Annotated in this window: 14 protein-coding genes; 5 read left to right on the top strand and 9 right to left on the bottom strand. The window is 67.6% G+C overall.

Annotated features, from left to right (window positions below; genetic code table 11):
* Positions 1-47 precede the first annotated feature (47 nt).
* Complete coding sequence (locus tag V7067_RS00995; protein ID WP_334174000.1) at positions 48-581, bottom strand: DUF1269 domain-containing protein; 534 nt, start codon at positions 579-581, stop codon at positions 48-50.
* A gap of 143 nt (positions 582-724) precedes the next feature.
* Positions 725-1,393: a response regulator transcription factor gene (locus tag V7067_RS00990; protein ID WP_334173999.1), complete on the bottom strand. Its 669-nt coding sequence runs from the start codon at positions 1,391-1,393 to the stop codon at positions 725-727.
* Positions 1,394-1,644: 251 nt separating this feature from the next.
* On the opposite strand from V7067_RS00990, the gene V7067_RS00985 reads away from it, so the two are divergent.
* Positions 1,645-2,085 (top strand): hypothetical protein, encoded by a 441-nt coding sequence (locus V7067_RS00985; RefSeq protein WP_334173998.1) that lies wholly within the window; start codon positions 1,645-1,647, stop codon positions 2,083-2,085.
* Positions 2,086-2,096: 11 nt separating this feature from the next.
* Here V7067_RS00985 and aguB read toward each other — a convergent pair whose 3' ends face one another.
* From aguB to V7067_RS00950, 7 genes are all read right to left on the bottom strand, one after another.
* Complete coding sequence (gene aguB, locus V7067_RS00980; protein WP_334173997.1) at positions 2,097-2,978, bottom strand: N-carbamoylputrescine amidase; 882 nt, start codon at positions 2,976-2,978, stop codon at positions 2,097-2,099.
* Complete coding sequence (locus V7067_RS00975; RefSeq protein ID WP_334173996.1) at positions 2,978-4,009, bottom strand: histone deacetylase family protein; 1,032 nt, start codon at positions 4,007-4,009, stop codon at positions 2,978-2,980. Before V7067_RS00975 ends, aguB begins: the two co-directional genes overlap by 1 nt.
* Before the next feature lie 127 nt (positions 4,010-4,136).
* Complete coding sequence (locus V7067_RS00970; protein WP_334173995.1) at positions 4,137-5,162, bottom strand: extracellular solute-binding protein; 1,026 nt, start codon at positions 5,160-5,162, stop codon at positions 4,137-4,139.
* 49 nt (positions 5,163-5,211) lie between these two features.
* Positions 5,212-6,027, bottom strand: a complete 816-nt coding sequence (locus V7067_RS00965; protein WP_334173994.1) for an ABC transporter permease — start codon at positions 6,025-6,027, stop codon at positions 5,212-5,214.
* Positions 6,024-6,905, bottom strand: a complete 882-nt coding sequence (locus tag V7067_RS00960) for an ABC transporter permease (protein WP_334173993.1) — start codon at positions 6,903-6,905, stop codon at positions 6,024-6,026. The genes V7067_RS00965 and V7067_RS00960 overlap by 4 nt, the downstream gene beginning before the upstream one ends.
* Complete coding sequence (locus V7067_RS00955; protein ID WP_334173992.1) at positions 6,902-7,906, bottom strand: ABC transporter ATP-binding protein; 1,005 nt, start codon at positions 7,904-7,906, stop codon at positions 6,902-6,904. Before V7067_RS00955 ends, V7067_RS00960 begins: the two co-directional genes overlap by 4 nt.
* 280 nt (positions 7,907-8,186) lie before the next feature.
* On the bottom strand, positions 8,187-9,908 hold the full coding sequence (locus V7067_RS00950; protein ID WP_334173991.1) for a cation:proton antiporter: 1,722 nt from the start codon (positions 9,906-9,908) through the stop codon (positions 8,187-8,189).
* Positions 9,909-10,206: 298 nt separating this feature from the next.
* Here V7067_RS00950 and V7067_RS00945 point away from each other — a divergent pair, with 298 nt between their 5' ends.
* From V7067_RS00945 to V7067_RS00930, 4 genes are all read left to right on the top strand, one after another.
* A complete protein-coding gene (locus V7067_RS00945; RefSeq protein ID WP_334173990.1) occupies positions 10,207-10,950 on the top strand; it encodes a TetR/AcrR family transcriptional regulator in 744 nt (247 codons plus the stop codon).
* A gap of 114 nt (positions 10,951-11,064) precedes the next feature.
* The gene (locus tag V7067_RS00940) at positions 11,065-12,717 is read left to right on the top strand and encodes an electron transfer flavoprotein-ubiquinone oxidoreductase (RefSeq protein WP_334174012.1); all 1,653 of its coding nucleotides are present in this window, start codon (positions 11,065-11,067) and stop codon (positions 12,715-12,717) included.
* A 367-nt stretch (positions 12,718-13,084) separates the two neighbouring features.
* Complete coding sequence (locus V7067_RS00935; protein ID WP_334173989.1) at positions 13,085-15,379, top strand: 3-hydroxyacyl-CoA dehydrogenase NAD-binding domain-containing protein; 2,295 nt, start codon at positions 13,085-13,087, stop codon at positions 15,377-15,379.
* Between the two features lie 112 nt (positions 15,380-15,491).
* Positions 15,492-17,255: an acyl-CoA dehydrogenase C-terminal domain-containing protein gene (locus tag V7067_RS00930; RefSeq protein ID WP_334173988.1), complete on the top strand. Its 1,764-nt coding sequence runs from the start codon at positions 15,492-15,494 to the stop codon at positions 17,253-17,255.
* Positions 17,256-17,264 lie beyond the last annotated feature (9 nt).

The following is a 17,264-nucleotide window of genomic DNA, read 5'->3' as shown; positions in this document are numbered from 1 at the left end:
CTCCCGCGCGTGCTTCAGCGTTTTCAGCCGTGGCAAGGGCCGGCGGATCAGGCCGCAGGCGTCTCGCCGGCGGCCGGGGCAGCCGGGGCCGTGTGGCCGGCGCCCGCCAGAGCCTCGCGCAGCCTGGTCTCCTGCTCGTCGTTGAAGGACGTGCGCAGCACCGTGCCGCCCACGCCTTCCAGATCCTGCAGCACCTTGTCGGCGGTGAACTTGCGGACCAGCAGGAACAGCGCGGCGTTGCCCGGCTGCAGGCTTTCCGCGATTTCCTTCATGAACTTGTCGTTGATGCCGGCATCCGTGAGCGCGCCGGAAATGGCGCCGGAAGCCGCACCCACGGCCGCGCCGACCAGCGGCATCATGAAGATGAGGCCAATCAGCGCGCCCCAGAACACGCCCGAGGCGGCGCCGATGGCGGTCGTATTGACAAGCTGATTGAGGCGCACATGACCGTCTTCGCGCTTCACCGCGATCACGGCATCGCCGAGCTCGATCAGGTATTCCTTCTGCATTTCGAGGAGACGCTGGCGAACGGACTCCGCCTTTTCTTCCGAGGGGAATGCGATGACCACGAGGTCGGCCATGGATTTCGGTCCTTGCTTGTTTCCTGTCCGCAGCGTGCCGGGCATGCCCGGCCCGGCAGGCACGCCGTGGTGCTGCCGCGCCCACATTGCTAGCCGGTCCCGCGGCAAAGGGAAACTGTCCAGATCAAATCCGGCCCGCGGCCTCACATCACAAAGCGATAACCGAGATAGCGCCGCGCCTCGATCACGTCCTCGCCCAGCCGCTCGCGCAGCTTGCGCCGCAGCTTGCTGATGTGGCCCTCGACGACGGTCTCGTCGACACCCTCGTTGCACAGCCCGTAGATGGCATTGAACAGCTGGGTCTTGGTGATGCGCCGGCCGGCGTGGCGGGCCAGATATTCCAGAATGTGACGCTCGCGCCGCGGCAGTGTCAGCGGCTCGCCGTCGACCTCCGGGTCCTGCCCGTTGAAATGCACCCGCAGCCGGCCGTGGACCACCGCACCGCGGGCCTCGTTGACCCGCCGCCACACCGCATTGGAACGCGCCATCAGCTCGCGCACATGCACCGGCTTGCGCACCACGTCGTCGATGCCGGCGGTGAACAGCGCCAGCGTGGCATCGAGATTGCGATCTTCGCTGAGCGCGATGATCGGGGCGCGGCAGTGGCTGCGGATCATTTCCGGCAGGGCGGGCCGGCCTTCCATCTCGCCAAGCAGAATGCCCTGCACGGCGCCGAGGTCCTGTTCCGATGTCGTCTCCAGCCAGCTGCGAAAATCCGAGTCATTGAAGCCGAGTGAGGGAATTCCTTCCCGTGCGAACCCGGCCACATAGCCATCGGCCACGGCCTCTCGCGTATCGACAACGATGTACATGAAGGCCTCCCTCGTTTTCTTAAGAACTTCTTTCCGGTCCTTGCCGCACTCCGGGACGGCTTCGATCAATCGCCGGTTGTCATCTTCTAGAAATTGAATTCACTCCGGGCAATCACAACCGCTTCGGATCTGGAGGGCATTTTACTTCCAAGACGGAGTGATCACGGCCGGCGCACGGCCACGGCCAGCCCGGCGCAAGGCTGCCTGCCCATTGTTTCGGGCATCGGACCCCACGGAAGGAGCCGAGTGTGATGCCGTCTGGCCTTGACCGGATCATCGTGCGCAGCGAAGCGAGCGAAGCGGCCTTTGCGGCCTGCGACACGCTGATCGGCCACGCAATGCGCGACTTTCTCGTCGACCTGATGCTGGTGGATGCCGCGCCGGTGGTGCACGACGTGCTGGAGGACCGGCATTCCAACCTGACCGACCTGCTGCAGTCGGCCGGCGAGTTCGCGCCCGCCTTCGTGGCGGTGTGCTATGGCGGCCGCGCCTCCGTGGCGCTGGACTGGAGCCGCCCGCCGCAGGTAGAAATCGATTGTGAACTGGTGGGGCCGGATTTCCGGCTCTACACCACCGTCCATCTCGGCCCGGGCGCCGCGCGGCTGGAAAGCCGCGGGCTGCTGTGCCGCGGCACCGACAGCACGCTGGAAGACCACCTCGCCACGCTGGAGGCCTCGCTGGTGCGGGTGTAGAGGGGGCCGCCTCAGGCGCCGCGGCGGCCGTCGTGGCCGGAGAGCACGCCGTAAAGGTCCGGCCGGCGATCGCGGAACAGGCCCCAGCCGGCCCGGCGGCGTGCCAGCCCGTCCAGATCGAACTGCGCGGTCAGCACCGCCTCGCCGTCGCGCCCGGCCTCTGCCACGAGGGCGCCGGTCCCGTCTGCGATAAAGGACGAGCCGTAGAACGTGATTTCCGTGCCGCCCGGTCCGGTCTCGCGGCCGGTGCGGTTGGCGGCGGCAACCGGCATCAGATTGGCGCCGGCATGGCCGCGCATCGTCACCTGCCAGTGATCGCGCGAATCGAGATCCGGGTCGGCGGGCTCGGAGCCGATGGCGGTCGGATAGAGCAGCATTTCCGCGCCCATCAGCGCCATGGCCCGGGCGGCCTCCGGAAACCACTGATCCCAGCAGATGCCGAGGCCGACACGGGCAAAACGGGTCTCGAAGACGCGAAATCCGGTGTCGCCGGGCGTGAAGTAGAACTTCTCCTGATAGCCCGGCCCTTCGGGAATGTGCGACTTGCGGTAGGCCCCCAGCACCGCGCCGTCGGCATCGATCATCACGGTGGTGTTGAAATGGGCCTGCCCGGCCCGCTCGAACAGGCTAACCGGCACCACCACGCCGAGCTCCGCGGCAAGGCGCTGGAAATGACCGACCGTCGGGTGCCCCTCCAGCGGCCGCGCGCGGGCGAATTCGTCCGCCCGCTCCTCGCTGCAGAAATAGGGCCCCTCGAACAGCTCCTGCACGAGCACGATGTTGGCGCCCTGCGCCGCCGCCGCCCGCACCAGCCGGCCGGCGGTGGCGACATTGTCGGCAACCTCCGGCTGGCAGGCGAACTGCACCACGCCCAGCGTGACAGGGCGCGCCATCACGCGCCCTCGAAGCCGGTCAGAACGCCCACGGCGTTGACGGCGATTTCAGCCACCGCATAGCCGCCTTCCATCACGAACAGCGTCGGCAGCCCGAGCTTTGCGATGCGCGCGCCGATCCGCGGATAATCGACCGTCTTCAGCTTGAAATGGCTGATCGGATCCTTCTCGAAGGTATCGACGCCAAGCGACACCACCACCGCATCCGGGGCGAAGGCGGCAATCTTCGTGCAGGCATCGTCCAGCGCCGCGCCCCACACCCCGTAATCGGTGCCGTGCGGCATCGGATAGTTGACGTTGAAGCCCTCGCCCGCACCGGTGCCGGTCTCATCGCGGTGGCCGAGCAGGTAGGGATATTCGGTCAGCGGATCGCCGTGCAGATTGGCCACGAACACATCGTCGCGCGCATAGAAGATCTCCTGCGTGCCATTGCCGTGGTGGTAATCGACATCGAGGATGGCTACCCGCTTCGCACCGTTGTCGAGGAAGCGCTGCGCGGCGGCCGAGGCATTGTTCACATAGCAATAGCCGCCCATGAAGCGCGAGCCGGCGTGGTGACCGGGCGGGCGGCACAGGGCGAAGGCGGCGCGCTCGCCCGCCTGCACGATATCGGCGGCGGTGATCGCCGATTCCAGCGACGACACGATGGCCTTGTAGGTGCCCGCCACGATGGGCGCGCCGGCATCGAGCGAATAGAAACCGAGCAGGCCGTCGATATGGGCCGGCGGCACATCGGACCGCAGCCCCGGGATGGGCCACACCATCGGCAGCGCCGGGGTGTGGCGGTCGATCGCTGTCCAGCGGTCCCACGCCTCGGAGAGGAACTGCAGATAATCGGCGGTGTGGACGCGGCCCGCCGGCGCAATGCCGTGGGCCTGCGGCGCCAGCACCGGGCCGAGGCCGACCTCCTGAACGCGGGCGTGAATGAACTCCGCGCGCATCGGCTTTTCAAAGCCCGGCGAGAACTGGCCGTTGCCAAGCTCGAAATAGCCGGCATGGCCGGCGTGGAGCGGGCTGTAAACAGTTTTCATGGGATCATATCCATGTCGGCTGACACCTCTGCCGTGTCGCCCGGTTTCACGTCTTCCGGCTTCGTCGTCCGGTTTCCCGGGCCGGGAGCGCGAGGCCCCCGGCCGGCACGCGGGGAAAGCCCGCAGCTTACTTCTTCAGGCGGGTCCAGACGCGATCCATCAGACGGGTCGCCTCTTCCGGACAGGCCGGAGTGAAGACCACCTTCACATCGGCCGGAACCGTCATTTCCGGCGCCCCCTGCATCTCCTTCTCGAAGAACTTCTCGCTGCCCGTCACCGCATTGGCATATTTGGTGAAGTTGGACTGCAGCGCCATGTTCTCCGGCTGCATCAGGAAGGACAGGAACTTCTTCGCGTTGTCCGGGTTCTTGGATGAGGCCGGCACGGCCACGTTATCCATCCAGCCGACCACGCCTTCCTTGGCATAGACATACTTGATGGCCGGGTTCAGCAGGCGCGAGCGCATGGCCGCGCCGTTCCACTGCTGGTGGGCCCACGTCTCGCCGGTGGCCTGACGCTCGATGATGCCGTCGGAATTGTAGACCTTCACGAACGGCGCCTGCTTCAGCAGCAGTTCCTGCACCTTCTTCATGTTGGCGGTGTCGGTCTGGCAGGGCGGCATGCCGAGATAGAGTTCGGCCAGACTGATCACCTCGGACGGCGAGGAGAACATGCCGATCTTGCCCTTCAGCTCCTCCGGCGGCTCGAACAGCGTCTTCAGGCTGTCGGCCGGGCCGGTGTATTCCTTGGTGTTGATGGAATAGGAGGTCGTGCCCCAGTTCCACGGGATCGTATAGGCGTTCTGCGGGTCCCAGGCCGGCCTGGTCCAGCGCGGATCGAGGTTGGCATAGCCCGGCAGCGACGGAGCATCGACCTTGGCGATCAGGCCTTCCTTGGCGAAGATCTCCACGAAGTCCGACGACACGATGACGATGTCATAGCCGGCCGAACCGGACTTGAGCTTCGCCAGCAGGGTTTCGTTGGAATCGTAGGTGTCGACCGTCACCTTGATGCCGGTCTCTTTCTCGAACTTCTGGATGAGTTCCGGCGATGTGTAGTCGGTCCAGTTATAGATGAAAAGCTCGCCTTCGGCCCGGGCCGGGCCGGCGGCCATGACGGCGGTCACGAGAAGAGCTGCGGCCAGACGCTTCATTGGGAACCCCCTCCGGGTTTTGTCGTGCCTGTTGCGGCGCTGCGGAAGATCACAGTCTGGAATGTCTGTCGCGGCGCATGATGAAATAGGCCGCGACGACGGCGCCCACCGAGGCTGCCAGAAGCAGCGTTGCGGCGGCATTGGCTTCCGGTGTCACGCCAAGGCGCAGCATACCGTAGAGGTAGACCGGCAACGTGGTGGACCCGGCCTCGGCGACCATCAGGGTGATGAGGAAATCGTCGAGGGAAACGATGAAGGCGAGCGTCGCCCCGGAGACGATGCCGGGCATCAGCAGCGGCAGCGTCACGCGGCGGAACACCGCCCAGTCATCGGCATAGAGATCGCGGGCGGCATCCTCCACATCGCGCGGCATGTCGCGCAGGCGCGCCCGCACCGGCAGCAGCGCGAAAGGAATGCAGAACACCACGTGGGCGATGGCGATATTGCCGATGCCAAGCCGCAGGCCGATGGCCGAGAAGAACACCAGCGTGGCGATGGCCGTCACGATTTCCGGCGCCACCAGCGGCAGCGCGATCACCGCCTCTGCCGCCGGCCGGGCAAGAAAGCGGCGGCCGCGCTCCAGCGCCAGAGCCGCCGGCACGGCAACCGCGGTGGCAACGACGGTTGCCACCACCGCCACGATCACGCTGTTCAGCGCCGCGCGGCGCAGATCGGCATTGGAAAGCGCCTTCTCGAACCAGCGCAGCGAGAACCCGCCCCACACCATGGCAAGGTCGGACGCGTTGAACGCATAGGCAATCAGCACCACCAGCGGCGCATAGAGGAAGACCAGCACCAGCACGGTGAGGGGAGCGAGGCCGGGCGTGGCCCGCCAGTCGAAGCCGGTTCTCGGGCGCGCGCTCATGCTGCGGCCTCCTCGCGGCGCCGGCGCGCGGCCCACATCAGCGCGCCCAGCACGAAGGCCATCAGGATCATCGAGGCCGCGGCCCCGAACGGCCAGTTCCGCGACGACGAGAACTGAAGCTGGATCAGGCTGCCGATCATCAGCTTCTTGCCGCCGCCGAGCAGATCCGGCGCCAGAAAGGCGCCGAGCGCCGGCACGAACACCAGCAGCGCACCGGCCGCCACCCCCGGTCTGGCCAGCGGCCACACCACATGGCGGAACGCCGCCCAGCGCCCGGCATAGAGATCGTGCGCCGCCTCCACCAGCCGCGGATCGAGCTTTTCCAGCGTCGAATAGATCGGCAGCACCATGAACGGCAGGAACGAATAGACGAGACCGAGCAGAATGGCCTGATCGGAATAGAGAAAGGTAATCGGCGCGGAGATGAGCCCGCTCTTGATCAGCGCCGCGTTGAGCAGCCCCTGATCGCGCAGGATCAGCACCCAGCAATAGGTGCGGATGAGCAGGTTGGTCCAGAACGGAATGGTGACGGCCAGCACCAGAAGGTCGCGCACGGTCTTCTGCCGGCAGGCCATGTACCAGGCAAGCGGCAGGCCGATGATGACGGAAAACAGCGTCGTCAGCCCGGCCAGCACCACCGAACGGCCGAAGATGACCAGATAGGTGTCGTCGAAGATCAGGCTCTCGTCGAGGTCTCGGTCGAACAGGAAGCGCACATAGGCATCGGCCGTGAACGGGCGTTCCACGCCGCCATAGGCCCCCGCCGTCATGAACGAATAGCCGAGCGCGATCAGCATCGGCACGATCATGAACACGACGATGATGAGCAGCGCCGGGCCGATCATCGCCAGCGTGCGGTCGCTGTGGCCGGCCCTCATGCTGCCCTCGCGTCGTCTTCCACCACGCGCGCGGCGCCGGCATCCCAGCGCACCGTCACCGTGCTGCCGGCTTCCACCCCGGCCACCGCATCGCGCAGCCGCGCCTTGATGAGCGGCCCTGCCGCCAGCTCCACTTCGTAAAGCACGTCGGACCCGAGGAAGGTGACCGATGCCACGCGCCCCTCAAGACCGGCGCCGGAAAGCGCGATCTGCATCCGCTCCGGCCGCACCGCCACCGCATCGCCGGAAAGACCGGCAAGAGCCGCCGGCAGCAGGTTGGCCTCGCCGATGAAATCCGCCACGAACCGGGTGCGCGGGCGGTCGTAGATTTCCTCCGGCCCGCCCACCTGCAACACCGCGCCGGCGCTCATGACCGCAATGCGGTCCGACATCGCCAGCGCCTCTTCCTGATCGTGGGTGACGAGCACGAAGGTCACCCCGGTTTCGCGCTGCAGACGCTTCAGCTCGCCCTGCATCTCGCGGCGCAGCTTCAGATCGAGCGCCGACAGCGGCTCGTCGAGCAGCAGCAGCTTCGGTGCCGGCGCCAGAGCGCGCGCCAGCGCCACGCGCTGCTGCTGGCCGCCGGAAAGCTGCGCCGGCCGCCGGCCCGCCATGGCATCCATCCGCACCAGACGCAGCACCTCGGCAACGCGGGCCTTCACCTCCGCCGCCGGCCGCTTCAGCCGCTCCAGCCCGAAGGCCACGTTCTCCGCCACATTCATGTGCGGAAACAGCGCATAGGACTGAAACACCGTGTTCACCGGGCGGCGGAACGGCGGCAGGTCCACCACATCGTGCCCGTTGATCTCGATGGTGCCGCTGGTCGGCACCTCAAAGCCGGCCATGAGGCGCAGCAACGTGGTCTTGCCGCACCCGGAGGGGCCGAGCAGGGTGAAAAACTCGTTCTGCCCGATGACGAGATCGATGTTGCCGAGGGCCGTAAAGAGCGAGGCGCCGCTGCCGAAACTCTTGGAAACGCCCCTGATGCGAACCAGCGGCATTTCGGAGTGGCCCGGAGGCGCTGCGGGCGAAGGCGAAGCCACCGCTTTCGTCATTTTGAAATGGGCTCCGGCGCACTGGCCGGCCGATCACACGAGAAACCGGCCAGGGGCGTTTTTCGGGAACGATGAAAACATGATCACGCCCAAAAAGCTGCCGTCAAGCCACCGCAGTCGTTATAAGACGAATATTATTTCATTGACATGAAAAGGCTGCCGGGCGCCGCCGGGCTTTTCCGCGCCGGCGGCAGAGTCGGCGGCGGCGTGTCCGCACCGGCCGGTTTCAGCCGGCGCTGGCGGCGTTTGCGGCGTGGCGCTTGCGGGCCATGGCGGCGATCGCGATCCGCACCGCCGGATGACGGGCCGTGAACTGCGCGAAATCGCGCGGCTCAAGCACGAGGAACTGGCAGAAATCCAGCGCGGTGACGTCCGCCATGCGCCGGGCACCGTCCAGCAGCGCCATTTCGCCGAAGAAGCTGCCGGCTTCCAGCCGCACCGCGCGCCCGTCGACGGTGACCTCGACCGCGCCGGCAGCGATGAAATAGACGCCGTCGGCCCGGTCGCCCTTGCGGATCACCCGCTTGCCGGGGCTCGCCTGCCGCGGACGGAACAGCAGCAGCAGTTCTTCCTGATCGTGCTGGGAAAGATCGGCCAGCATGGGGAAGGTCTCGATCAGGCCCTGCAGCTTCAGCTCGCGGGCCTTCTCGCGCTCCTCCGCACGGGCGCGGTTCACGTCGAGCTGTTCCTGCAGGGCCGCATAGCGCGCGGTGCCGAAGCGCGCCGTGCCGCGGCCGGCGGCGGCCTTGCCGATGACGCCGGCAAGGGCGAACAGCGCCGGATTGAGCGTGATGGAGAACAGCGCGCCGGCCAGCAGCAGGTCGCGCCCCTCGGTCGGCAGCAGGCCGAGCGAGATGCCGAGGGCGGCGAGGATGAACGAGAACTCGCCGATCTGGCCGAGGCCGGCCGCCACCAGCAGCCCGGTGCGCAGCGGAAAGCGCAGCAGCGCCACCATCAGCATGCCGATCAGCCCCTTGCCGAACAGGATCAGCACCACCACCGCCACCACCTTCAGCGGCTCGCGCACGAGAATGGCGGGGTCGAACAGCATGCCCACCGAGACGAAGAACAGCACCGAGAACGCATCCTGCAGCGGCAGGGAATCGGCCGCCGCACGGTGGCTGAAATGCGACTCGCTGAGCACGACACCGGCAAAGAACGCCCCGAGCGCAAAGGAGACGCCGAACACCTCCGCCGCGCCATAGGCAATGCCGAGGGCCACGGCCAGCACGGAGAGCGTGAAGAGTTCCCGCGAGCCGGTGCGCGCCACCTGCTTCAGCACCCACGGCACCACCTTCGGCCCCGCCAGCATGGCGATGGCGGCAAAGGCCGCGACCTTGCCGAGCGTGATGGCCAGCGTGACCGCCACCGGCAGGTCGGATGCCGCCGCACCGTGGTCGCCCGATCCGGCGGCATGGCCGCCAAGCACCTCGGCAAAGGCCGGCAGCAGCACGAGGGCCAGCACCATCGCCAGATCTTCCACGATCAGCCAGCCGACCGCCACGCGCCCGTCGGGCGTGTTCACGAGGTTGCGTTCTTCCAGCGCCTTCAGCAGCACCACGGTGCTGGCCACCGAAATGGAAAGCCCCAGCACCAGCCCTTCGCCGGGACCCCAGCCCCACAAAGCGCTCAGGCCCATGCCGGCCAGCGTCGCCAGCGCGATCTGCCCCACCGCCCCCGGCACGGCAATGCCCTTCACCGCCAGAAGGTCGGAGGCCGAGAAATGCAGCCCCACGCCGAACATCAGCAGAATGACGCCCATTTCGGCGAGCTGCCCGGACAGCCCGGCATCGGCCACAAAGCCGGGCGTGAACGGCCCGACGCAGATGCCGGCCACCAGATAGCCCACCAGCGGCGGCAGCCGCAGCCGGTCGGCGCCGTAGCCGAACACGAAGGCAAGGACGAACCCGACGGCCACCGTGGCCAGCAGATTGGCTTCATGTTCCACGAGAATCCCCCCGATATGGCCACGGATGACGGGCGCCGGCGCAAGCCCCCCTTGCAGGTGCCCGAACCTGTCGCGGCCCGTCAAGCGACGAAAGCCGGCTGCAACGCCGCAGCGGCACCCCGACGCCACAGACCCGCGTCGTGCGCGGCGGAGCAGACACCGCCGTCATGGCTGCTTCGTGACAGTTGCTTCGGCCGGCAATGTGCGCAATCTCTTGAAGAGCGGGGGGCCGCGCCGTCCGTTAACGGCTCCCCGGATGAACGGATAACCATGAACGGACAGCCATGAACGGACAGCCATGAGCGGCACCGCGGCCCCGACCGACCCGAGATCCGCGCAGGACGGCGGCAGGACGCCGGCCGGCGCGGAAAAACCCGCCCGCAACACCGGCGCAGCGGAAGGCGCCTTCGAAGCGCCCGGTGCACGCCAGCGCCTGTTCATCGGACAGATGAACGACGGTCGCGTGAGCGAGCGCCGGCGCGAGATTCTGGAAGCCGCCGCGCTGCTCTTTGCCGAGCGCGGCTATGCCGCCACTTCGATGCGCGACATCGCCGAGCGCGTCGGCCTGCTCGGCGGCTCCCTCTATTACCACATCAAATCGAAGGAAGCGCTGTTCGTCGAAGTGCACGATCTGGCGCTGGAGGATGCCGGCGCGCGCATCCGCGCCGCTGCGGCCGGGCTGACCGACCCCTGGCAGCGCCTTGAAGCGGCGTGCATCCGCATGCTGGAAATCCAGCTCGATCCGCACTCCATCACCATGCCGCTGATGAACGACTTCCGCTCCGTGCCGGAGCCGGTCCGCCAGCGGCTGGTCGCCCGGCGCGACGACTACGAGCGCATTTTCCTCGACATCATCGCCGCGCTGCCGCTCGATCCGGCCATAGACCGCAAGATCTATCGCATCCTGCTGCTGAGCCAGCTCAACACGGTCAGCACCTGGTACCGGCCGGGCGCGCTCGGGCCGGAGGAGATCGGACGCCAGATCGTCACGATTTTTCGCCATGATGGCCGCGGCCCGGCCGGCGCCGGCGCGACCGCTTGACGCGCAATCGCTTTTTTGGTCTGTTGAATCAAACAATCGTTTGGTAGAGCCATGCCGAACGAGACAACATGGGTGGAGACGGCCGTGCAGGGTGAGCTCGAACCGCGTGAAGCGATGGAGTTCGACGTCGTTGTCGTGGGTGCCGGCCCGGCCGGCCTTGCAGCGGCGATCAGCATCAAGCAGCGCGCCGCTGCGCGCGGAGAAGAGGTCTCCGTCGTCGTGGTGGAAAAGGGCGCCGAGGTCGGGGCCCATATCCTGTCCGGTGCGGTCATCGATCCGGCCGGCCTCGATGCTCTGGTGCCCGACTGGCGGCAGGACGACGCCCGCCCGCTTTCCACGCCCGTGCGCGAAGACCGTTTCCTGCATCTGACCGAAGCCGGCGGCAGCCGCGTGCCCGGTTTTCTGATGCCGAAGCTGCTGCACAACGACGGCGCCTTCATCGGCTCGCTCGGCAATGTGTGCCGCTTTCTGGCCACCCGCGCCGAGGCGCTGGGCGTCGAAATCTATCCGGGCTTTGCCGCCACCGAAGTGCTGTATGACGCGGCAGGGGCCGTCACCGGCATCGCCACCGGCGACATGGGCATTGCGCGCGACGGCCACCACAAGGCCGAATTCACGCGCGGCATGGAGCTGCACGCCCGCTACACGCTGTTTGCAGAAGGCGCGCGCGGCTCGCTCTCCAAGCAGGTCATTGCACGCTACGAACTCGATGCCGGCCGCTCGCCGCAGAAATTCGGCCTCGGCATCAAGGAACTCTGGCAGATCGCGCCGGACAAGTTCGAATCCGGCCTCGTGCAGCATTCGTTCGGCTGGCCGCTCGACAACCGCACCGGCGGCGGTTCGTTCCTCTACCATTTCGAGGATCATTTCGTCGCGGTCGGCTTCGTCGTCCACCTCGACTACAGCAACCCGACGCTGTCGCCGTTCGAGGAATTCCAGCGTTTCAAGACGCACCCGATGATCCGCGACACCTTCGCCGGCGGCAAGCGCATCGCCTATGGCGCGCGCGCCATCACCGAGGGCGGCTGGCAGGCGGTGCCGAAGCTGGTCTTTCCCGGCGGGGCGCTCGTCGGCTGTGCCGCGGGGTTCGTCAACGTGCCGCGCATCAAGGGCAGCCACAATGCCATCCTGTCCGGCATGCTGGCGGCAGAGGCCGTGGATCAGGCCCTGGCGGAAGGCCGCAGCCACGACACGCTGACGCCTTACGAAGAGGGCTGGCGCGACTCGCCGGTCGGCCGCGACCTGAAGCCGGTGCGCAACGTCAAACCGCTGTGGTCGCGCTTCGGCACCCGGCTCGGCATTGCGCTCGGCGGCGCCGACATGTGGTCCAACACGCTGTTCGGCTGGTCGCCCCTCGGCACCCTCGCCCACCGCAAGCGCGACTGCGACAGCCTGAAGCCGCTTTCGGAGGTGACGCCCATCGCCTATCCGAAGCCCGACGGCGTGCTGACCTTCGACCGGCTGTCCTCGGTGTTTCTCTCCAACACCAACCACGAGGAAGACCAGCCCTCGCACCTGCGGCTGGCCGACCCCGACATTCCGGTCACGCAGAACCTGCCGCGCTACGGCGAGCCGGCGCGTCTCTATTGCCCGGCCGGCGTCTACGAAATCGTCTATGGCGACGAGGCGGCGAAGAGCGATCCGCGGTTCGTGGTGAACGCGCAGAACTGCGTGCACTGCAAGACCTGCGACATCAAGGACCCCGCCCGGAACATCACCTGGGTGCCGCCGGAGGGTGGCGGCGGGCCGGTCTATCCCAATATGTGACCGGACACCCCGCGGGGAACGGGCCGGACGCCGCGCATGATCGCCGACCGCATTGTCAGGCCCGCCCCGTTCTCTGCACCTGCAGAGAGCCGGCCGACATTTGCGGCGCATCATGGCGGGCACCGGCCGGCTGCGCTTGTCTTCACGCCGGCCGGACCCGTCGTGCCGCCGGCCCGCATTCAGCCTTCCGCACCATCGCCCGCGCGGGCCGGTGGGCGCGGGGGGCGTGCGGTTGCCTGCCAGCGCGGCCATAACGCCGGGCCGGCAGGGTGTCAGTCCTTTTCGGGCGCGGGGCCGGGCTGTGCCGCCCTCCCGCGCAAGGCATCGGTGGCGATGAGCGCATCGCCATGGTCTCGGAGGCCGCATAATGGAAGCCATTCGCAAGGTCGGCGTCATCGGCGCCGGCACCATGGGGTCGGGCATTGCAGCCCATCTCGCCAACGCCGGCATGGATGTCGTGCTGCTCGACCTTGATGCCAAGGTTGCCGCCGGCGGCGTGCAGCGCCAGCTCAAGGCGGGCGGCTTCATGGCGCCGGAGTTCGCCGGCCGCGTCACCACCGGGTCCACCGTCACGGATCTTGCGCTGCTGGCCGATGCCGACTGGATCATCGAGGCGGTGGCCGAGCGGCTCGACATCAAGCAGTCGCTGTTTGCCGCGCTCGACGGTGTGCGCAAGCCGGGCTCGACGATTTCCTCCAACACCTCCACCATTCCGCTCGCCCACCTGATCGAGGGCCGCGGCGAGGCCTTCGCCGGCGATTTCCTCATCACCCACTTCTTCAACCCGCCGCGCCACATGCGCCTGCTGGAGCTGGTGGCCGGCCCGAAGACGCGGCCGGAGGTGACGGAGCGCATCCGCACCTTCTGCGATGTCGATCTCGGCAAGGGCGTGGTCGACTGCAAGGACACGCCCGGCTTCATCGGCAACCGCATCGGCTGCTACTGGCTGGCGGTCGGTTTCGGCGAAGCGATCAAACTCGGCATCGACGTGGAAGATGCCGACGCGGTCATCGGCCGGCCGTTCGGCATTCCGGGCACGGGCATCTTCGGCCTGCTCGACCTGATCGGCATCGACCTGATGCCGAACATCATCCGCAGCCTGCAGGACACCCTGCCGGCCAGCGATCCGGTGCAGGCCTATGAGGCCGAGCCGCCGTTCTTCACCGCCATGATCAAGGCCGGCCGCCTCGGCCGCAAGTCCGGCGGCGGTTTCGTGCGCCTCACGCCCGACCGTAAGGGCCGCGAGGTTCTGGACCTTGCCACCGCCGACTATCGCCCGCAGAAGAAGCCGTCCGATATCAGCCTTGCGGAATCCGGCGGCAAGGCACGGGCGCTGCTCGACCACCCCGGTCTCGGCGGTCGCTATGCGCTGGCCGTGATGGGCCGCACCCTCGCCTATTCGGCCGCGCTGGTGCCGGAGATCGCCGACAGCCCGGCCTCCATCGATGCCGCGATGGTGATGGGCTATGGCTGGAAACAGGGTCCCTTCGAACTGATCGATGCCATCGGCGCGAAGTGGTTTGCCGACAAGCTGGCGGCCGAAGGCTTCGAAGTGCCGCCGCTGCTGGCGGATGCCGCCGAAATCGGCGGCTTCTACGGCATCGAGGACGGTGCGCGCGCCGTGATCGTGCCGGGCACGAAGAAGCGGGCGCCGGTGCCGGTGCCGGCCGGCGTCATCTCGCTTGCCGCCCTCGCCCTCAGGGGCGGCCCGGTGTGGGAGAGCGAGGCGGCCGTGCTGCGCGATATCGGCGACGGCGTGCTGTGCTTCTCGCACAAAACGAAGATGAACACCTTCGGCCTGCCGGTGTTCAGCGCCATCGACAAGACGATCGAGGTGGTGAAGAGCGATTTCCGCGCGCTCGTCATTGCCAATGAGACGCCGCTGTTCAGCGCCGGTGCCGACCTGCGCAACGTGCTGGCCTTTGCCGAGGCCGGCGACAAGGCCTCGCTCAGCGAATTCCTCGATGCCGGCCACAGCCGCTTCATGGCGCTGAAATATGCGCCGTTCCCGGTGGTCGGTGCGGTCGCCGGCATTGCCTTCGGCGGCGGCACGGAGGTGCTGCTGCACTGCGATGCCATTCAGGCTCACGCCGAGACGACGATGGGGCTGGTGGAAACCCGCATCGGCGTGGTGCCGGCGTGGGGCGGCTGCAAGGAGCTGCTGCAGCGCTTTGCGCTGCTCCATCCCGACGATCCGGTGGCCGCGGCGGTGGCCGCCTTCCGCGTCATCTTCCCGGCCACGACCTCGGCCGGGGCCTACAGCGCGCGGGCGATCGGCTACCTGAAGGCGACCGACGCCGTGACCATGAACCGCGAACGCCTGCTGGCCGATGCCCGCACCCGGGCTCTGGCGCTGGCTGAGGGCTATGCGGCCCGGCCGCGGGTTCAGATCGCGCTTTCGGGCGCCGCCGGCCTGACGGCCCTGAAGGCGGAAACCGATGCGCTGGAAGCCGCCGGCAAGATGCTCGACCACGACAAGGTGGTGGCGGCGCACCTTGCGGCGGTGCTGACCGGCGGCGAAGGCGCCGATCCCGCCGCGCCGGTGAGCGAGGAAGCGGTGGAGGCGCGGGAGAGCGCGGCCTTCATCGATCTCTGCCTCACCCGCGCCACGCAGGACCGCATCCGCCACATGATCGAGACCGGCAAGCCGCTGCGCAACTGAGTTCCTATCTCCCCGGGCCGCCTGCGCGCGGCCCGGGGAGCTGCCTTTCCTGTCAAACAAGATGTCCACGCGCCGCCGCCCGGCGGCGCCCGGTTCACGAAGGACAAGACCGATGCCCTCCTACAAAGCCCCCGTCGATGACATGGCTTTTCTGCTGAACGAGGTGTTCGATTTCGACGCCGAGATGGCGGCGCTGCCCGGCTATGAGGAGATCAGTGCAGAGCTTGCCGTCAGCGTTCTGGAAGAAGCCGGCAAGTTCTGTACCGAAGTCGTGCAGCCGCTGAACCTGCCGGCCGACATCGAGGGTGCAAAGCTGGTCGACGGCGTGGTGCATGTGCCGAAGGGCTTCGACGAAGCCTACAAGGCCTTTGCCGAGGCCGGCTGGCAGGGGCTTTCGGGCGATCCGGAATATGGCGGTCAGGGCCTGCCGCGCGCCGTGCAGATCCTGTTCGACGAGATGCTGTCGGGCGCCAACCTGTCGTTCGGCCTCATCCCCGGCCTCACGCGCGGCGCCAGCGAGGCCATTCACCATCACGCCTCCGACGCCCTGAAGGCGCTCTATCTGCCGAAGATGCTGTCCGGCGAATGGTCGGGCGCCATGGCGCTGACGGAATCTTCGGCCGGCACCGATCTCGGCCTGCTCAAGACCCGCGCCGTGCCCAACGGCGACGGCACCTACGCGGTGAGCGGCTCCAAGATCTTCATTTCCTCCGGCGACCATGAGCTGGTTTCCAACATCATTCATCTGGTGCTGGCGCGCCTGCCGGATGCGCCGGCGGGCGTGAAGGGCATCAGCCTGTTCCTGGTGCCGAAGTTCCTGCCGGATGCCGATGGCAACCCGGGCCAGCGCAACACGTTCTCGGTCGGGGCGCTGGAGCACAAGATGGGCATTCATGCCCAGCCGACCTGCGTGATGAACTACGACGGCTCCACCGGCTGGCTCGTCGGCGAGCCCCACCGCGGCCTCGCCGCCATGTTCACGATGATGAACGCGGAGCGCCTGTTCGTCGGCATCGAGGGCCTCGGCGTGGCGGATGCCGCCTACCAGAATGCCGCCGCCTATGCCCATGACCGCCTGCAGGGCCGCTCGGTCGACGGCAAGATTCCGCTCGCCTCCATCGTGCATCACCCCGATGTGCGCAAGATGCTGCTGACCATCCGCGGCTATACGGAGGCGGCCCGCGCGCTGGCCCTGTTCACCGCGCTGGAAATGGACAAGAGCAGCCACTCGACCGACGCGGCCGTGCGCGCCGTTGCCGATGGGCGCATCGCGCTGCTGACGCCGGTCATCAAGGCGGCTTTCACCGATTTCGGCTTCCAGTCGGCGGTCATCGGCCAGCAGGTTTTCGGCGGCCACGGCTACATCCGCGAATGGGGCATGGAACAGTTCGTGCGCGATGCCCGCATCACGCAGATCTATGAAGGCACCAACGGCGTTCAGGCGATGGACCTCGTCGGCCGCAAGCTGTTCATGAACAACGGCGCGCTGCAGGCGGAGTTCTTCGCGCTGGTGAAGGCCGATCTGGCGGCGATCGCGGCCAACCCGGCGGCGGTGGAATTCACCGCTCCGGCGGCGGCGGCGCTGGCGCGCCTTGAGGCGGCCACCGCCCTCATCGTGGCCGATGCAGCCGGCGATCCGGCCGCGACCGGCGCCGCGGCGACCGACTACCTGCGCTTCTTCGCCCTGACGGCCTTTGCCTGGATGTGGGCGCGGATGGCCGACAAGGCGCTGAAGGGCGACAGCGTCCTGCATCGCAACAAGCTCGGCGTGGCGCGGTTCTTCATGGCCCGCATGCTGCCGGAAACGCTGGGCCTCGAAGCCGCGCTGAAGGCGGGTTCCGCAACCCTGATGAACTTCGATACCGAAGCCTTCTGAGAGCGGCCC

Source organism: Pseudoxanthobacter sp., from assembly GCF_036822375.1.
Classification (GTDB): domain Bacteria; phylum Pseudomonadota; class Alphaproteobacteria; order Rhizobiales; family Segnochrobactraceae; genus Pseudoxanthobacter.
Note: the sequence above shows the minus strand (reverse complement) of the source record. Positions and strands in the feature narration are given on the sequence as shown.

Bases quoted from the DNA above. Each gene is read 5' to 3' on its own strand.
- V7067_RS00995 (WP_334174000.1), bottom strand. From the start codon at position 581: ATGGCCGACCTCGTGGTCATCGCATTCCCCTCGGAAGAAAAGGCGGAG.
- V7067_RS00945 (WP_334173990.1), top strand. From the start codon at position 10,207: ATGAGCGGCACCGCGGCCCCGACCGACCCGAGATCCGCGCAGGACGGC.
- V7067_RS00965 (WP_334173994.1), bottom strand. From the start codon at position 6,027: ATGAGCGCGCGCCCGAGAACCGGCTTCGACTGGCGGGCCACGCCCGGC.
- V7067_RS00960 (WP_334173993.1), bottom strand. From the start codon at position 6,905: ATGAGGGCCGGCCACAGCGACCGCACGCTGGCGATGATCGGCCCGGCG.
- V7067_RS00975 (WP_334173996.1), bottom strand. From the start codon at position 4,009: ATGAAAACTGTTTACAGCCCGCTCCACGCCGGCCATGCCGGCTATTTC.
- V7067_RS00970 (WP_334173995.1), bottom strand. From the start codon at position 5,162: ATGAAGCGTCTGGCCGCAGCTCTTCTCGTGACCGCCGTCATGGCCGCC.
- V7067_RS00985 (WP_334173998.1), top strand. From the start codon at position 1,645: ATGCCGTCTGGCCTTGACCGGATCATCGTGCGCAGCGAAGCGAGCGAA.
- V7067_RS00955 (WP_334173992.1), bottom strand. From the start codon at position 7,906: ATGCCGCTGGTTCGCATCAGGGGCGTTTCCAAGAGTTTCGGCAGCGGC.
- V7067_RS00935 (WP_334173989.1), top strand. From the start codon at position 13,085: ATGGAAGCCATTCGCAAGGTCGGCGTCATCGGCGCCGGCACCATGGGG.
- V7067_RS00940 (WP_334174012.1), top strand. From the start codon at position 11,065: ATGGAGTTCGACGTCGTTGTCGTGGGTGCCGGCCCGGCCGGCCTTGCA.
- V7067_RS00990 (WP_334173999.1), bottom strand. From the start codon at position 1,393: ATGTACATCGTTGTCGATACGCGAGAGGCCGTGGCCGATGGCTATGTG.
- V7067_RS00930 (WP_334173988.1), top strand. From the start codon at position 15,492: ATGCCCTCCTACAAAGCCCCCGTCGATGACATGGCTTTTCTGCTGAAC.
- aguB (WP_334173997.1), bottom strand. From the start codon at position 2,978: ATGGCGCGCCCTGTCACGCTGGGCGTGGTGCAGTTCGCCTGCCAGCCG.